A 15,169-nucleotide genomic window follows, 5' to 3' on the forward strand; every position below is an offset into this window, starting at 1 on the left:
TTGTTCTTCTCATGGTCTGGTCCCGCCCCGGCGCGTGAAAATGTGTAAAAAGCACCATAGCAGCAATGTTTTGCACTGACAAGCTGACGTGGTGTGGAAGCTTTGAGCGAGGTGTCGTCGCCTTGTTTTTGGGGATTAAGATGTTGCCAAATGCCAACGCCGCGTAACCGGGTGTTTCCGTCGACCAGGCATAAAAAAGCGCGCTACAGCGTGTGCTGCGCGCGCCTGGGGGCTGGGCAGATCAGGCCTCCAGCAGAATCCGCAGCATGCGGCGCAGGGGTTCAGCGGCGCCCCACAGCAGCTGGTCGCCGATGGTGAAGGCACCCACGTACTCGGGGCCCATGGCCAGCTTGCGGATGCGGCCCACGGGAATGGTCATGGTGCCGGTCACGGCGACGGGGGTCAGGTCCTTGATGGTGGCCTCGCGCGTGTTGGGCACCACTTTCACCCACTGGTTGTCGGCAGCGATCATGGCCTCGATGTCGGCCACGGGCACGTCCTTCTTGAGCTTGAAGGTCAGGGCCTGGCTGTGGCAGCGCATGGCACCCACGCGCACACAGAAGCCGTCGACGGGAATGGCGGCGGAGCTGAAACCCTCGCCCATGCCGAGGATCTTGTTCGTCTCGGCCATGCCCTTCCACTCTTCCTTGGACATGCCCCAGCCAGGCTCGTCCTGGCTTTTCCCGATTCCCAGATCCTTGTCGATCCAGGGGATCAGCGAGCCACCCAGCGGCACGCCGAAGTTGGCGGTTTCGGCGGCGCTCAAGCTGCGCTGCTTGGCGATGACCTTGCGGTCAATTTCCAGGATGGCGCTCTTGGGGTCGTCGAGCAGGGCCTTCACTTCGGCGTTCAGCGTGCCGTACTGCGTGAGCAGCTCGCGCATGTGCTGTGCGCCACCGCCCGATGCGGCCTGGTAGGTCTGGGTGCTCATCCATTCGACGAGGCCCGCCTTGTACAGCGCGCCCACGCCCATCAGCATGCAGCTCACCGTGCAGTTGCCGCCGATCCAGTCCTTGCCGCCATTCGCCAGGGCGTTCTTGATGACCGGCATGTTCACCGGGTCGAGCACGATGACGGCGTTCTTTTCCATGCGCAGGGAGGATGCGGCGTCGATCCAGTGGCCGTTCCAGCCGGCGGCGCGCAGTTTGGGGTACACCTCGTTGGTGTAGTCGCCGCCCTGGGCGGTGATGATGATTTCGCAGCGCTTCAAGGCGTCGATGTTGAACGCGTCTTGCAGCGTGGTTTCGTTCCGGGCCTGTGCCGGGGCCTTGCCGCCTGCGTTCGAGGTGGAGAAGAACAGGGGTTCGATCAGATCGAAGTCTTTTTCCTGCACCATGCGGTCCATCAGGACCGAGCCGACCATGCCGCGCCAGCCGACCAAACCTACCAACTTGCTCATTTCAACGCCCTTTCAAAGTAAGAAACAGTGCCAGACCAGACTGTTTTGCCCCGGCTCGTCTGGCCAGGGAGGGCGCACGACGATACCTGGGCTGGATCAGCCCTTAATGGTCGTGGTTTTGGTGGTGATTGCGCGCGCGGCTGCACCGGCCTGGGCGGCGGATGCGGTGTTCAGGGCGAACGGGCGGGCGACAAACATGGGTGCAGATTGTAGCGGATGGCGGCTTTGCGCCCGCTGACGGTGGTCGGTGTGTTTCGGCGTAAGAGCCGTGCATGAAAAAGGGCGGCACCTGGCCGCCCTTGATAAATGCCTGCGCCTGGAGGGCAGGTTTATGCCAGCGCCTTCACCACGGCATCGCCCATCTGCGCGGTGCCCACCTTGGTGGTGCCTTCGCTGTAGATGTCGGGCGTGCGCAACCCTTGCGCCAGCACCTTTTGCACGGCGGCTTCGATGCGCTGGGCGGCGGCTTCCTGGTTCAGGCTGAAGCGCAGCATCATGGCAGCCGAGAGGATGGTGGCCAGCGGGTTGGCCACACCCTTGCCCGCGATGTCGGGGGCGCTGCCGTGGCTGGGTTCGTACAGGCCCTGGCCTTTGCTGTTCAGGCTGGCCGAGGGCAGCATGCCGATCGACCCGGTGAGCATGGAGGCTTCGTCGGAGAGGATGTCGCCGAACATGTTGCCGGTGACCACCACGTCGAACGCCTTGGGCGCCTTGACGAGCTGCATGGCGGCGTTGTCCACGTACATGTGCTGCAGTTCCACGTCGGGGTACTGCTGGCCCACCTCGGTGACCACGTCCTTCCAGAACTGGAAGGTCTCCAGCACGTTGGCCTTGTCCACGCTGGTGACCTTTTTGCTGCGCTTGCGCGCGGCCTGGAAGGCGACGTGGGCGATGCGCTCGATCTCGGGCTTGCTGTAGCGCATGGTGTCATACGCTTCCTCGGCGCCGGGGAAGTGGCCGTCGGTGGCCACGCGGCGGCCGCGGGGCTGGCCAAAATAGATGTCGCCCGTCAGCTCGCGGATGATGAGGATGTCGAGGCCCGCAATCAGCTCGGGCTTGAGGCTCGACGCCCCCACGAGCTGCTCGTAGCAGATGGCGGGGCGGAAGTTGGCAAACAGCCCCATGTTCTTGCGCAGGCCCAGAATGGCTTGCTCGGGGCGCAGCGGGCGGTCCAGCTTGTCGTATTTCCAGTCGCCTACCGCGCCGAACAGCACGGCGTCGGCATCCATGGCGAGCTTCAGGGTGGATTCGGGCAGCGGGTGGCCATGGGCCTCGTAGGCGGCGCCGCCTACGAGGGCGGATTCCATCTCGAACGGGAGCTCCAGCGCTTCCAGAACCTTGACGGCTTCGGAGACGATTTCGGTGCCAATGCCGTCACCTGGCAGAACTGCGATTTTCATTGAATTTGCTTTGTTTTTAATAGCTGCTAGCGCTTATTGGTAAAGCGCTAGAGGCCAATTTGACTAATATTTTTGGTGCTGCGCCGTCTTACGACACCATGGTGTGCGCCAGCCACGGCTTGGTCGCCAGGCGCTGGGCTTCAAAGGCGCGGATCTTGTCGGACTGGCGCAGGGTCAGGCCGATGTCGTCAAAACCGTTGAGCAGGCAGTATTTGCGGAAGGCCTGTACCTCGAACGGGATCTCTTCACCCTGCGGTCTAACAATCACCTGGCGTTCCAGGTCGATGGTGAGCTGGTAGCCGGGGAAGGCGTGCACTTCATCGAACAGCTGGGCCACCGTGGCCTCGGGCAGCACGATGGGCAAGAGGCCGTTCTTGAAGCAGTTGTTGAAGAAGATGTCGGCAAAGCTGGGTGCGATGATGGCGCGAAAGCCGTACTGGTCCAGCGCCCAGGGTGCGTGCTCGCGGCTCGAGCCGCAGCCGAAGTTCTTGCGTGCCAGCAGGATGGAGGCGCCTGCATAGCGCGGCTGGTTCAGTACGAAGTCGGGGTTGGGCTTGCGTTGCGATTCCGGAATGCCGGGCTCGCCGTGGTCCAGGTAGCGCCATTCGTCAAACAGGTTCACGCCAAAGCCGGTCTTCTTGATCGACTTGAGGAATTGCTTGGGGATGATCGCGTCGGTGTCGACGTTCTCGCGGTCCATCGGGGCCACAAGGCCTTGGAGTTTGGTGAATTTCTGCATGGCGTTCTTTTACTTGGCGGCGCGCTCGAGTGCGCCTCCGGCCCGTTGAACGTCCTGGCCCACGCCCTTGACGGTGTTGCAGCCCGCCAGCACGAAAGCGGCGGACAGGGCGATGAGGGTGGCAATCTTCTTCATGGCGGTCTCCTTCAGGCAAATTGGCGAATGTCAACAAAATGGCCGTGCACTGCAGCAGCAGCGGCCATGGCGGGGCTCACGAGGTGGGTGCGGCCGCCAGCGCCCTGGCGGCCTTCGAAGTTGCGGTTGCTGGTGGATGCGCAGCGTTCGCCGGGCTCCAGGCGGTCGGCGTTCATGGCCAGGCACATGCTGCAGCCAGGTTCGCGCCATTCAAAGCCTGCGGCCTTGAAGATCTGGTCCAGGCCCTCGCGCTCGGCCTGCTCTTTGACCAGGCCCGAACCGGGCACCACCATCGCTAGCTTGACGTTGCTGGCCACCTTGCGGCCGAGCTTCTTCACCACGGCGGCGGCTTCGCGCATGTCCTCGATGCGGCTGTTGGTGCACGAGCCGATGAACACCTTGTCGATGGTGATGTCGTTGATGGCCTTGCCGGGCTGCAGGCCCATGTAGGTCAGTGCGCGCTCGATGGCGCCGCGCTTGTTGGCGTCTTTTTCCTTGTCGGGGTCGGGCACGCGGGCGTCCACGCCCAGCACCATCTCGGGCGAGGTGCCCCAGGTCACTTGCGGCTGGATGTCGGCGGCGTCAAGCTTGACCACCGTGTCGAACTTGGCATCGGGGTCGGAGTGCAGCGTCTTCCAGTAGGCAACAGCCTGGTCCCACTCCACGCCCGTGGGCGACAGCGGGCGTCCCTTGACGTATTCAATCGTCTTGTCATCCACAGCCACCAGGCCCGCGCGCGCGCCGCCTTCGATGGCCATGTTGCACACGGTCATGCGGCCTTCCATGCTCATCGCGCGGAACACCGAGCCCGCGAATTCGATGGTGTAGCCCGTGCCGCCGGCCGTGCCAATCTTGCCGATGATGGCCAGCACCACGTCCTTGGGCGTCACGCCTTTGGCCAGCGTGCCGTCCACCTGCACCAGCATGTTCTTGGCCTTCTTGGCCAGCAGGGTTTGCGTGGCCATCACATGCTCGACTTCCGACGTGCCGATGCCGTGGGCCAGCGCGCCAAAGGCACCGTGGGTGCTGGTGTGGCTGTCGCCGCACACCACCGTCATGCCGGGCAGGGTGGCGCCGTTTTCCGGGCCGATCACGTGCACGATGCCCTGGCGCTTGTGCATGAACGGGAAGAACGCGGCCGGCGTGATCTGCGCCATGTTGTCGTTCAGCGTGGTGATCTGTTCTTTGCTGATCGGATCGGTGATGCCGTCGTAGCCGTTTTCCCAGCCGGTGGTGGGCGTGTTGTGGTCGGCCGTGCCCACGATGGAGCTCATGCGCCAGACCTTGCGGCCCGCCTCGCGCAGGCCCTCGAAGGCTTGGGGGCTGGTCACTTCGTGCACCAGATGGCGGTCGATGTAGAGGATGGCGGTGCCGTCTTCCTCGGTGTGGACGACGTGCTCGTCCCAGATCTTGTCGTACAGGGTGCGTCCCATGGCGGTCTCTTTTCGTGGGGGTGGATAAGTTGGATTTTAGGTGGGCGTGAAAGTGCCAGCAGCCGGGCGGATCAGGTGCTCCACCAGCAGCCGCGCGGTCACGGGCAGGGCATCGAAGTCGCGGGCCACCACACGCAGCTCGCGCTGGGCCCAGGGGTCGGTCAGGGGAATGGCTTGCAGGCGGCCCACGCCGTGCATGAGGGCAAAGGCCCGGTCGGGCAGCAGGCCCACGCCCAAGCCGTTGTCGATCATGCGGCACATGGCATCGAGCCCGGTGACCTGGATGCGCTGGCGCAGCGGGCGTCCAGCGGCAGCGGCGGCAGCGCGCATGGCCAGGCTGATGCTGCTGTTGGCGTGCAGGCCGACGATGTCCCAGTCCAGCACCTCTTCAAAATTGATAGCTGCTTGCGCAGACAGGGCGTGCGCTGCAGGCACAACCAGCACCAAATGATCGGTCCGATAGGGGCGGCTTTGCAGGTCGGCGGCGCCGGGCCCGCCGGTGTTGCAGATGCCCAGATCGGCCGCGCCTTCCTGCACAGCGTGCAGCACATCGCTGGAGAGGTGTTCTTGCAGGTCGATCTTCACCTGGCTGTGCGCGCGCGCAAAAGCGCCCAGGTCTTCGGGCAGAAACTGCACGATGGCCGAGATGTTGGCGTGCATGCGCACATGGCCGCGCACGCCTTCGGCGTATTCGCTCAGCTCGCCCTGCATGCGCTCCAGGCCAAACAGCACCGTGCGCGCGTGGTGCAACAGGCTTTCGCCCGCGGGGGTGAGCGTGACGCCCCGGCTGTGGCGGTAGAGCAGGGCGGTGTCCACGGCGGTTTCCAGGTCGGACAGCCGCTTGCTCACGGCCGATGCCGCAATGAACTCGCGCTCGGCCGCGCGGCCAATGCTGCCGAGCTCGCACACCGCCACAAACAATTGCAGCGAGGTGAGATCAATGCGGCGCGCAAAACTGCGCTCGGAGCTTTTCATGGGGCGGTGTGTAGTCTTCTTGTTTTGAGAAGACTTGCGATTTTCACCCCAATTTTTTGTGTTTGCCATCGCCAAACGCGATGGTTTTCATCGCGCAAGGGCTTAGTTTGTCAAAAAAGTGAGCTGCTTGCGCTTGCTTTTAAAGCATCTCAGAAGCTTTTATGAGTGAAAGCCAATAAAGACGAGCGCAAAGCGCTCTTTTTTTTGAAGCATGCTGCCTGAAGCGCCTGGCTTTGTGCACCCTCAGGCGGTCAGGGTGCTGCCGTGCTCGGGCACAGCGGCACGCCAGCGCAGTTCATGTTCGATGCGCTGGCGCAGCATGTCGGCCGCGCCCATCTCACCGTGCACCACATACACCCGGTCGGGCGCATGCCCCATGCTGCGCAGCCAGGCCAGGGTCTGGTTGGCGTCGGCGTGGGCCGAGGCAGAGGTGAGCTGCACCACTTCGGCGCGCACATCCACATCCTGCCCGTGGATGCGGGTGGTCTTTTCGCCGCTGGCAATGCGCGCGCCGCGCGTGCCCGGCGCCTGGTAGCCGGTGATGATGATCATGTTGCGGTGGTCGCCCGCATACAGCGCAAGGTGGTGCAGCACCCGCCCGCCCGTGGCCATGCCGCTGGCCGACAGGATCACCATGGGGCCGTGGCGCCGTGCCAGGGCCTTGGATTCGTCGGTGGTCTGCACCATGGTGGCCGTGTGCGAGAGGGCGTCTGCCTCGTGCGCGGTGAGCCGGTGCTCGCCTGTGTGGTGCGCAAACAGACCGGTGGTGCTCACGGCCATGGGGCTGTCCAGAAAAACTGGCAGCGAGCGGGCGATGGTGCCCTGTTTCTTGAGCAGGTTGATGGCATGCAGCACGGCCTGCGCCCGGCCCACGGCAAACACCGGCACCACGGCTACGCCGCCGCGTTGGGACAGGCGTTGCAGGGCGGGGCCCAGCTCTTGCAGGATGTCCTCCTGCCCGTGCTGGCGGTCGCCGTAGGTGGATTCGACCAGCACGGTGTCGGCCTGGGGTGGCGCCTCGGGCGGGTTCATGACCAGGTCGTCAGGACGGCCCAGGTCGCCCGAGAACAGAATGCGCCGCCCGCCCACTTCCAGCAGCACGCTGGCCGCGCCCAGGATATGCCCGGCCGGCGTAAAAGTGACGCGCCAGCCGGGAATCGGCTCAAACGCCTTGTGGAACGCATGGGTGCGGAACTGCTTCATGCAGTGCTGCGCATCGAGCCGCGTGTAGAGCGGCAGCGCCGGTGCGTGCTGCGAGAGCTGGTGGCGGTTCAAAAAGGCGGCGTCTTCTTCCTGCAGGTGGCCGCTGTCGGGCAGCAGGATGGCGCACAGGTCGCGCGTGCCGGTGGTGGCGTGAATGGCCTTGGTGTAGCCATCGCGCGCCAGCAGGGGCAGATAGCCGCTGTGGTCGAGGTGTGCATGGCTCAATACCACGGCGTCAATCTGGTGCGGCGTGAGGGGCAACGGGTGCCAGTTGCGCTGGCGCAGCTGTTTGTAGCCCTGAAACAGGCCGCAATCGACCAGCATGCTGTGGCCGTTGTGGCGCACCAAATATTTCGAGCCAGTGACGGTGCTGGCGCCGCCCAGAAAGGTGATGTTGACTTCCATTGCAGTTCTCCATGCGTGCCAATGGCTGCCATCGTAGCGCGCAGGGGGGCCGCTGCCGTGGGTGGGAGCGGGCGGCCGCGTGATGCAGGTCAGGGGGCGCTGGTAAAAATGGGCTGAGACCTGCGTGTGCAGGTGGCGCATGTGGCGCACGAGGGCACCGTGGGCGCATGGGCCGGGGCAATAAAAAAGGCTGCCCGGCGCTAAGCGGGGCAGCCTTGGGTGCAACGGGCAGCGCTGCTGTGCGGTGTTTAGCTGAAGAAGTTTTTCAACCGGTCGGTCCAGCTTTCGCCGCTGGGCGAGTGGCGGCCGCCGCCTTTTTTCAGCGAGTCTTCCAGCTCACGCAGCAGCTTGCGCTGGTGCTCGGTGAGCTTGACGGGCGTCTCCACCGCGATGTGGCAATACAGGTCACCGGGGTAGCTGGCGCGCACGCCCTTGATGCCCTTGCCGCGCAGGCGAAACTGCTTGCCGGCCTGCGTGCCTTCGGGGATGTCGATGGCGGCCTTGCCGGCCAGCGTGGGCACTTCGATCTCGCCGCCCAGCGCCGCCGTGATGAAGCTCACGGGCACCTGGCAATGCAGGTCGTCACCGTCGCGCTCGAAGATGTCGTGTTTCTTCAGGCGGATCTCGATGTACAAGTCGCCCGGTGGCCCGCCGTTGGTGCCCGGTTCGCCGTTGCCGGTGCTGCGGATGCGCATGCCGTCGTCGATGCCCGCCGGAATCTTCACTTCCAGCGTCTTTTGCTTCTTGAGCTTGCCCTGGCCGGAGCAGGTGGTGCAGGGCTCGGGAATGATCTTGCCCGTGCCCCGGCAGTGCGGGCAGGTCTGCTGCACACTGAAGAAGCCCTGGCGCATCTGCACCGTGCCGCTGCCTGTGCAGGTGGTGCAGGTCTTGGCACTGGTGCCGGGTTTGGCGCCGCTGCCGTGGCAGGTGTCGCAGCTTTCCCACGAGGGAATGCGGATCTGCGCATCCTTGCCGCGCGCGGCCTCTTCGAGGGTGATTTCCATCGCGTAGCTGAGGTCGCTGCCGCGGTACACCTGACGGCCCCCCGCGCCACGCCCGCGCCCACCCTGCTGGCCGAACATGTCGCCAAAGATGTCGCCAAAGGCCTCGGCAAAGCCACCAAAACCTTCCGCACCGGGCCCGCCAGGACCGCGCATGTTCGGGTCCACGCCGGCGTGGCCATACTGGTCGTAGGCGGCGCGCTTTTGTGCGTCCGAAAGCATCTCGTAGGCCTCTTTGGCCTCTTTGAACTTTTCTTCGGCGCCCTTGGCGGTATCCCCCTGATTGCGGTCAGGGTGGTGCTTCATCGCCAGCTTGCGATAAGCCTTCTTGATTTCGTCCTCGGAGGCGTTCTTGGGAACGCCGAGGACCTCGTAATAGTCTCTTTTGGACATGGATGAATCAGCCTGGTTGGAAGAGGAACGCCGCGCAGGCACCCTTGAAGGGGGCCCAGCGCGGCGGCTCGGGTCAGCAACGGGGCTGCTTTAGCCCTTCTTGACTTCCTTGACCTCTGCATCGACCACGTTGTCGTCGTCTGCGGGCTTGCCAGACGAAGCCGATGCACCTGCCGCATCCGCACCACCGGCTGCCTGCGCCGCCTGTGCAGCCTGGGATTCGGCGTACATCTTCTCGCCCAGCTTCTGGCTGGCGGTCATCAGTGCCGTGGTCTTGGCATCGATGGCGTCCTTGTCTTCGCCCTTGAGGACTTCTTCCAGGGCCTTGACTGCGGCGGTGATGGCGTCTTTTTCGCCCGCATCCAGCTTGTCGCCATGCTCGGCCAGGCTCTTGTTCACGCTGTGCACAGCGGCTTCGCCCTGGTTGCGGGCCTGGATCAGCTCCAGCTTTTTCTTGTCGTCGGCGGCATTGAGCTCGGCGTCCTTCACCATCTGCTGGATTTCTTCTTCCGACAGGCCCGAGTTGGCCTTGATGGTGATCTTGTTTTCCTTGCCCGTGCCCTTGTCCTTGGCGCCCACGTGCAGGATGCCGTTGGCGTCGATGTCGAACGACACTTCAATCTGCGGCGTTCCGCGCGATGCGGGTGGAATGCCTTCAAGGTTGAACTCGCCCAGCAGCTTGTTGCCAGAAGCCATTTCACGCTCGCCCTGAAAGACCTTGATGGTCACGGCGGGCTGGTTGTCGTCGGCCGTCGAGAAGGTCTGCGCGAACTTCGTCGGGATGGTCGTGTTCTTCGTGATCATCTTGGTCATCACGCCGCCCAGGGTTTCAATGCCCAGCGACAGCGGCGTCACGTCCAGCAGCAGCACGTCCTTGCGGTCGCCCGACAGCACCTGGCCCTGGATGGCAGCGCCCACGGCCACGGCTTCGTCGGGGTTCACGTCCTTACGGGGCTCTTTGCCGAAGTATTCCTTGACCTTTTCCTGCACCTTGGGCATGCGCGTCATGCCGCCGACCAGGATCACGTCGTTGATGTCGGACACACTGATGCCGGCGTCCTTCATGGCGGTGCGGCAAGGGGCAATGGTGCGCTCGATGAGCTCTTCCACCAGGGCTTCGAGCTTGGCGCGCGTGAGCTTGATGTTCAGGTGTTTCGGACCCGAGGCGTCGGCCGTGATGTAGGGCAGGTTGATGTCGGTTTGCGCGCTGTTGGACAGCTCGATCTTGGCCTTTTCGGCGGCTTCCTTCAGGCGTTGCAGGGCCAGCACGTCCTTGGACAGATCAACGCCTTGCTCTTTCTTGAACTCGGCAATGATGTAGTCGATGATGCGCTGGTCGAAGTCTTCGCCGCCCAGGAAGGTGTCGCCGTTGGTCGACAGCACTTCAAACTGCTTTTCACCGTCCACATCGGCGATTTCGATGATGGACACGTCAAACGTGCCGCCACCCAGGTCATACACGGCGATCTTGCGGTCGCCCTTTTCCTGTTTGTCCAGGCCAAAGGCCAGTGCCGCGGCGGTGGGCTCGTTGATGATGCGCTTGACATCCAGACCGGCAATGCGGCCGGCGTCCTTGGTGGCCTGGCGCTGGGCGTCGTTGAAGTAGGCGGGCACGGTGATCACGGCTTCGGTCACGGGCTCGCCCAGGTAATCTTCGGCAGTCTTCTTCATCTTGCGCAGAATGTCGGCGCTGACCTGCTGGGCAGAGATCTTGTTGCCGCGCACTTCGACCCAGGCGTCGCCGTTGTCGGCCGCCGTGATCTTGTAGGGCATCAGGTCGATGTCCTTTTGCACCTCTTTTTCGGTGAACTTGCGGCCGATCAGGCGCTTGATGGCGTACAGCGTGTTCTTGGGATTGGTCACAGCCTGGCGCTTGGCCGAGGCGCCCACCAGCACTTCACCATCTTCCTGGTACGCAACGATCGACGGCGTGGTGCGGGCACCTTCCGAGTTTTCGATCACGCGCGTGGTGTTGCCTTCCATGACGGACACGCAGCTGTTGGTGGTGCCCAGATCGATACCGATGATTTTTCCCATGTTCTTCTCCGCGATGTTTGAATGATTGGATAGCTAGTAACTTGTGGATAACTTGAACGGGTTCAAGTTGTTTTCCAGAAATTTATTTGGGGGCGGTGACCGTCACCAGCGCGGGGCGCAGCACGCGCTCCGAGATCAAGTAGCCCTTTTGCAGCACGGACACCACCGTGTTCGCCTCTTGGTCGGCAGGCACCACGCTGATGGCCTGGTGCTGGTGGGGGTCGAACTTGTCGCCGGCGGCCGGGTTGATGGCCAGCACCTTGTTGCGCTCCAGCGCAGCAGTCAACTGGCGCAGCGTGGCGTCGGAGCCCTCGCGCAGTTGCTGGGCCGTCGCGTTCTGGATGGCCAGTGCTGCGTCCAGACTGTCTGCCACGGGAAGCAGGCTTTCGGCAAAGCTTTCGATGCCGAATTTGCGGGCTTTGGACACCTCGTCTTCTGCGCGGCGACGGGCGTTTTCCGCCTCGGCCTTGGCGCGCAGGAACTGGTCCGCCAGTTCAGCGCTTTTTGCCTTAATTTCGGCCAGTTCGCCCTGCAGGCGGGCCATTTCGTCAGACGCGTGGGCTGCCATGGCGGCTTCGACTTCTTCGGGGGCGGGAGTGCTTTGGTTGGGGTGTTGCTGGCTGTTATCGGACATATCGGAATTTTTTGAAACGAACGGATACGCGAAAAGAATGGGGCGGGCGGGCCGTATTTCAAGGCCTGTGGCAGCCAGGCGCCGTTTTGGTCGCGCGAAATGGCACGCCACGCGGCAGTGGTCAGGCCGGGAGTGTACAAGCCGCAAAGATGCGGGCTATAATCACCGGCTTTGCCTTGCCACACCGCGCAATCTCGACAAGATCGACGAGATTGGGACGCAACGGGTGGTCTTACCCAGAAGGAGTATGCATGCGTCATTACGAAATCATTTTGTTGATCCATCCGGATCAAAGCGAACAAGTTCCAGCCATGCTGGAGCGCTACAAGGGCATGATCACCGCTGGCGGTGGCAAGGTGCACCGCGTTGAAGACTGGGGCCGCCGTCAACTGGCGTACCTGATCAACAAGCTGGCCAAGGCCCACTACCTGTGCGTCAACATTGAAGCCGACCAGGCCGTGATGGCTGAACTGGAGCACGCCTTCAAGTTCAACGACGCCGTGCTGCGCCACCTGACGGTTCAGAAGAAGAAGGCCGATACCGGCCCCTCTTCGATGATGAAGACTGTCGAGCGCGAAGAAGCCCGCAAGGTCAGCCAAGCTGAATACGCAGCTGCTGGCGACCGTGGCGGTGACCGCGGTGACCGTGGCGAGCGTTCTGGCGATCGCTGATTGACAGTTCAGCCTAAGGAGTGGAGAACCGCGTTGTCTTGACCGCTTGTATCGCAGAGGCTGAGGCCCTGCGCTACACGCCCGCCGGATTGCCTGCCATTGCGCTGCGTCTCGAACACGAGTCGCAGCAAGACGAGGCAGGCCACCCCCGCGAAGTCAAGGCCGCCATGAAAGCCGTTGCCTTTGGTGCAATGGCTGAGCGTCTGGCAAGGCAGAACATCGGAAGTCTCTGGACTTTCAGTGGGTTTCTGGCCACGCCACGCAATGGCAAGAATGCAGTGCTCCACATCCAGGATATTCAACAAAATTAATTTGCAAGGGGTCCGCAATGGCCACGTTCAAGAAGTTCAACAAAGACAAGCGCCCAAAGCGCAACACCCAGTCCCTGCTGTTCAAGCGCAAGCGCTTTTGCCGCTTCACGGTGACGGGTGTTGAAGAAATCGACTACAAAGATGTCGACACGCTGCGCGATTTCATCGCCGAAAACGGCAAGATCATCCCCGCACGCCTGACCGGCACGCGCGCCATCTTCCAGCGTCAGCTGAATACCGCCATCAAGCGCGCCCGCTTCCTGGCCCTGGTGCCTTACAGCGACCAGCACAAGATCTAAGGAGCACAACCCATGCAAATCATTCTGCTCGACAAGGTTGTGAACCTCGGCAACCTCGGCGAAATCGTCAAGGTCAAAGACGGCTATGCCCGCAACTTCCTGATCCCTTCGGGCCGCGCACGCCGCGCCACCGAATCGGCCAAGGCCGAGTTCGAAGCCAAGCGCGCCGAACTCGAAAAGGCGGCTGCTGCCAAGCTGGCAGAAGCCCAGGCCCAAGGCGAAAAGCTGGCTGGCACCACCGTCAAGCTGACGCAAAAGGCCGGTGTGGATGGCCGTCTGTTTGGTTCCGTGACCAACCACGACATCGCCGAAGAGCTGAACAAGCAAGGCTACAAGGTCGCCAAGGCCCAGATTCGCCTGCCTAACGGCCCCATCAAGGTGGTGAGCGACACATCGGTGAGCGTGGCTCTGCACACCGACGTGGTTGTTGAAGTCAACGTGTCGGTCTACGGCGAAAGCGCCTGATCGTCGCCTGATCGTCATTTCGTGACGATGCACAAAAGCCGCCCTCGGGCGGCTTTTGTTTTTGGTGCGGTGCAACCATACAGGGCAACCCACAGCCTTCCCCGTGGTTATCCACAGGCTTGTCCCCATCCCGTCAGGCCGCTCTGCGCTAGCATTAAAGGCTTGCCCCAAGGAACCCCATGTCTGCTGTTTTCCCCCCGCTCGATGACCACGGTTTCGCACCGCCCATGCCGGACCGCGAGATTGCCCAGCTGCGCGTGCCTCCGCACTCGATCGAGGCAGAGTCGAGCGTGCTCGGCGGGCTGCTGCTGGACAACAACGCCTGGGACCGCGTGGGCGATCTGCTCAAAGACGGCGATTTCTATCGCTACGAGCACAAGCTGATCTACGCCGCCATCTGCGGCCTGATCAATGCCAGCAAGCCTGCCGACGTGATCACGGTGTATGAGCAGCTTCAGGGGCTGGGCAAGGCCGAGGAAATTGGGGGGCTGGGGTATCTGAACAACTTGGCGCAGTATGTGCCCAGCGCCAGCAACATCCGCCGCTACGCCGAGATCGTGCGCGAGCGGGCCATTCTGCGCAAGCTGGTCACGGCCAGCGACGAAATTGCCACCAACGCCTTCAACCCGCAGGGCAAGCCGGTGGACAAGATCCTCGACGAGGCCGAGCAAAAAATCTTCAACATCGGTGAAGAAGGCTCGCGCATGAAGCAGGGCTTTCAGGCCATGGACACCCTGGTGGTGGACCTGCTCGACCGCGTGCAGGAGATGGCTGACAACCCCAATGACATCACCGGCGTGCCCACGGGGTTTGTCGACCTTGATCGCATGACCTCGGGCCTGCAGGCCGGCGACATGGTGGTGCTGGCTGCGCGCCCGTCCATGGGTAAAACGGCGTTTGCGGTGAACATTGCCGAGCATGTGGCGCTGAACGAAGGCCTGCCCGTGGCTATCTTCTCGATGGAAATGGGCGCTGCCCAGTTGGCCGTGCGTATCGTCGGCTCGATTGGCCGCATCAACCAGGGCAACCTGCGCACCGGCAAGCTCAGTGATGAAGAATGGCCGCGCCTGACCGAAGCCATCGAAAAGTTGCGCACGGTGTCGCTGCACATCGACGAAACACCGGGTCTTACGCCCAGTGAGCTGCGCGCCAATGCGCGGCGCCTGGCGCGCCAGTGCGGCAAGCTGGGCCTGATCGTGGTGGACTATTTGCAGCTGATGAGTGGCTCTAGCGGTTCTCAGGGCGAAAACCGGGCCACCGAGCTGGGCGAAATTTCGCGGGGCCTGAAGATGCTGGCCAAGGAGCTGCAGTGTCCGGTGATTGCGCTGTCGCAGCTCAACCGCTCGGTAGAGCAGCGCACCGACAAGCGCCCCATGATGAGTGACCTGCGCGAATCGGGCGCCATCGAGCAGGATGCCGACATCATCATGTTCATCTACCGCGACGACTACTACAACAAGGACAGCAAAGAGCCGAACGTGGCCGAGGTCATCATCGGCAAGCAGCGTAACGGTCCCACTGGCACCGTGAAGCTGTACTTCCAGAAGTCGCAGACGCGCTTTGAGAGCCTGGCGATGGGTTCGGGCGACGATTTCTAGTAAAAATAGCTACTAGCGCTTGATTTACAAGCGCTAGTAGCTATCAAAATAATAGCTTTTTTGCGTTGGCC

General features: G+C 62.8%; 15 protein-coding genes. 5 read left to right on the forward strand and 10 right to left on the reverse strand.

The features are described from left to right. Positions 1 to 241 precede the first annotated feature (241 nt). The 10 genes from asd to grpE form a co-directional block, all read right to left on the reverse strand. The gene (gene asd / locus K226_RS0108635) at positions 242 to 1,399 is read right to left on the reverse strand and encodes an aspartate-semialdehyde dehydrogenase (RefSeq protein ID WP_024814419.1); all 1,158 of its coding nucleotides are present in this window, start codon (positions 1,397 to 1,399) and stop codon (positions 242 to 244) included. A gap of 329 nt (positions 1,400 to 1,728) precedes the next feature. Then, a complete protein-coding gene (leuB, locus tag K226_RS0108645; RefSeq protein WP_024814420.1) occupies positions 1,729 to 2,799 on the reverse strand; it encodes a 3-isopropylmalate dehydrogenase in 1,071 nt (356 codons plus the stop codon). A gap of 88 nt (positions 2,800 to 2,887) precedes the next feature. Beyond that, on the reverse strand, positions 2,888 to 3,538 hold the full coding sequence (gene leuD, locus K226_RS0108650) for a 3-isopropylmalate dehydratase small subunit (protein ID WP_024814421.1): 651 nt from the start codon (positions 3,536 to 3,538) through the stop codon (positions 2,888 to 2,890). A 9-nt stretch (positions 3,539 to 3,547) separates the two neighbouring features. Then, a complete protein-coding gene (locus K226_RS0108655; protein WP_008903921.1) occupies positions 3,548 to 3,673 on the reverse strand; it encodes an entericidin A/B family lipoprotein in 126 nt (41 codons plus the stop codon). An 11-nt stretch (positions 3,674 to 3,684) separates the two neighbouring features. Then, positions 3,685 to 5,106 (reverse strand): 3-isopropylmalate dehydratase large subunit, encoded by a 1,422-nt coding sequence (gene leuC, locus K226_RS0108660; protein WP_024814422.1) that lies wholly within the window; start codon positions 5,104 to 5,106, stop codon positions 3,685 to 3,687. Between the two features lie 36 nt (positions 5,107 to 5,142). Then, on the reverse strand, positions 5,143 to 6,081 hold the full coding sequence (locus tag K226_RS0108665) for a LysR family transcriptional regulator (RefSeq protein ID WP_024814423.1): 939 nt from the start codon (positions 6,079 to 6,081) through the stop codon (positions 5,143 to 5,145). Positions 6,082 to 6,324: 243 nt separating this feature from the next. Then, a complete protein-coding gene (locus K226_RS0108670) occupies positions 6,325 to 7,689 on the reverse strand; it encodes an MBL fold metallo-hydrolase (protein ID WP_024814424.1) in 1,365 nt (454 codons plus the stop codon). Between the two features lie 248 nt (positions 7,690 to 7,937). Then, positions 7,938 to 9,083 (reverse strand): molecular chaperone DnaJ, encoded by a 1,146-nt coding sequence (gene dnaJ / locus K226_RS0108675; RefSeq protein WP_024814425.1) that lies wholly within the window; start codon positions 9,081 to 9,083, stop codon positions 7,938 to 7,940. 90 nt (positions 9,084 to 9,173) lie between these two features. Further along, the gene (gene dnaK / locus K226_RS0108680; RefSeq protein WP_024814426.1) at positions 9,174 to 11,120 is read right to left on the reverse strand and encodes a molecular chaperone DnaK; all 1,947 of its coding nucleotides are present in this window, start codon (positions 11,118 to 11,120) and stop codon (positions 9,174 to 9,176) included. 82 nt (positions 11,121 to 11,202) lie between these two features. After that, positions 11,203 to 11,754, reverse strand: coding sequence for a nucleotide exchange factor GrpE (gene grpE / locus K226_RS0108685; protein WP_024814427.1), 552 nt, complete (start codon positions 11,752 to 11,754; stop codon positions 11,203 to 11,205). Between the two features lie 251 nt (positions 11,755 to 12,005). Here grpE and rpsF point away from each other — a divergent pair, with 251 nt between their 5' ends. The 5 genes from rpsF to dnaB all read left to right on the forward strand — a co-directional run bounded on the left by rpsF (position 12,006) and on the right by dnaB (position 15,098). Next, positions 12,006 to 12,425, forward strand: a complete 420-nt coding sequence (gene rpsF, locus K226_RS0108690; protein WP_024814428.1) for a 30S ribosomal protein S6 — start codon at positions 12,006 to 12,008, stop codon at positions 12,423 to 12,425. Between the two features lie 20 nt (positions 12,426 to 12,445). Next, positions 12,446 to 12,736 (forward strand): primosomal replication protein N, encoded by a 291-nt coding sequence (gene priB / locus K226_RS0108695; RefSeq protein ID WP_024814429.1) that lies wholly within the window; start codon positions 12,446 to 12,448, stop codon positions 12,734 to 12,736. A gap of 17 nt (positions 12,737 to 12,753) precedes the next feature. Next, on the forward strand, positions 12,754 to 13,035 hold the full coding sequence (rpsR, locus tag K226_RS0108700; protein WP_005795932.1) for a 30S ribosomal protein S18: 282 nt from the start codon (positions 12,754 to 12,756) through the stop codon (positions 13,033 to 13,035). Between the two features lie 12 nt (positions 13,036 to 13,047). Further along, entirely contained in the window at positions 13,048 to 13,500 is a 453-nt protein-coding gene (gene rplI, locus K226_RS0108705; RefSeq protein ID WP_024814430.1) for a 50S ribosomal protein L9, read from the forward strand. 179 nt (positions 13,501 to 13,679) lie between these two features. Continuing rightward, complete coding sequence (dnaB, locus tag K226_RS0108710) at positions 13,680 to 15,098, forward strand: replicative DNA helicase (protein ID WP_024814431.1); 1,419 nt, start codon at positions 13,680 to 13,682, stop codon at positions 15,096 to 15,098. Positions 15,099 to 15,169 lie beyond the last annotated feature (71 nt).

This window comes from Acidovorax sp. JHL-3, assembly GCF_000526295.1.
GTDB lineage: Bacteria > Pseudomonadota > Gammaproteobacteria > Burkholderiales > Burkholderiaceae_C > Acidovorax > Acidovorax defluvii.

What these genes read in the sequence shown, in the direction of transcription:
- asd (WP_024814419.1), bottom strand. Translation starts at nt 1,399, where the DNA reads ATGAGCAAGTTGGTAGGTTTGGTCGGCTGGCGCGGCATGGTCGGCTCG.
- leuB (WP_024814420.1), bottom strand. Translation starts at nt 2,799, where the DNA reads ATGAAAATCGCAGTTCTGCCAGGTGACGGCATTGGCACCGAAATCGTC.
- leuD (WP_024814421.1), bottom strand. Translation starts at nt 3,538, where the DNA reads ATGCAGAAATTCACCAAACTCCAAGGCCTTGTGGCCCCGATGGACCGC.
- K226_RS0108655 (WP_008903921.1), bottom strand. Translation starts at nt 3,673, where the DNA reads ATGAAGAAGATTGCCACCCTCATCGCCCTGTCCGCCGCTTTCGTGCTG.
- leuC (WP_024814422.1), bottom strand. Translation starts at nt 5,106, where the DNA reads ATGGGACGCACCCTGTACGACAAGATCTGGGACGAGCACGTCGTCCAC.
- K226_RS0108665 (WP_024814423.1), bottom strand. Translation starts at nt 6,081, where the DNA reads ATGAAAAGCTCCGAGCGCAGTTTTGCGCGCCGCATTGATCTCACCTCG.
- K226_RS0108670 (WP_024814424.1), bottom strand. Translation starts at nt 7,689, where the DNA reads ATGGAAGTCAACATCACCTTTCTGGGCGGCGCCAGCACCGTCACTGGC.
- dnaJ (WP_024814425.1), bottom strand. Translation starts at nt 9,083, where the DNA reads ATGTCCAAAAGAGACTATTACGAGGTCCTCGGCGTTCCCAAGAACGCC.
- dnaK (WP_024814426.1), bottom strand. Translation starts at nt 11,120, where the DNA reads ATGGGAAAAATCATCGGTATCGATCTGGGCACCACCAACAGCTGCGTG.
- grpE (WP_024814427.1), bottom strand. Translation starts at nt 11,754, where the DNA reads ATGTCCGATAACAGCCAGCAACACCCCAACCAAAGCACTCCCGCCCCC.
- rpsF (WP_024814428.1), top strand. Translation starts at nt 12,006, where the DNA reads ATGCGTCATTACGAAATCATTTTGTTGATCCATCCGGATCAAAGCGAA.
- rpsR (WP_005795932.1), top strand. Translation starts at nt 12,754, where the DNA reads ATGGCCACGTTCAAGAAGTTCAACAAAGACAAGCGCCCAAAGCGCAAC.
- rplI (WP_024814430.1), top strand. Translation starts at nt 13,048, where the DNA reads ATGCAAATCATTCTGCTCGACAAGGTTGTGAACCTCGGCAACCTCGGC.
- dnaB (WP_024814431.1), top strand. Translation starts at nt 13,680, where the DNA reads ATGTCTGCTGTTTTCCCCCCGCTCGATGACCACGGTTTCGCACCGCCC.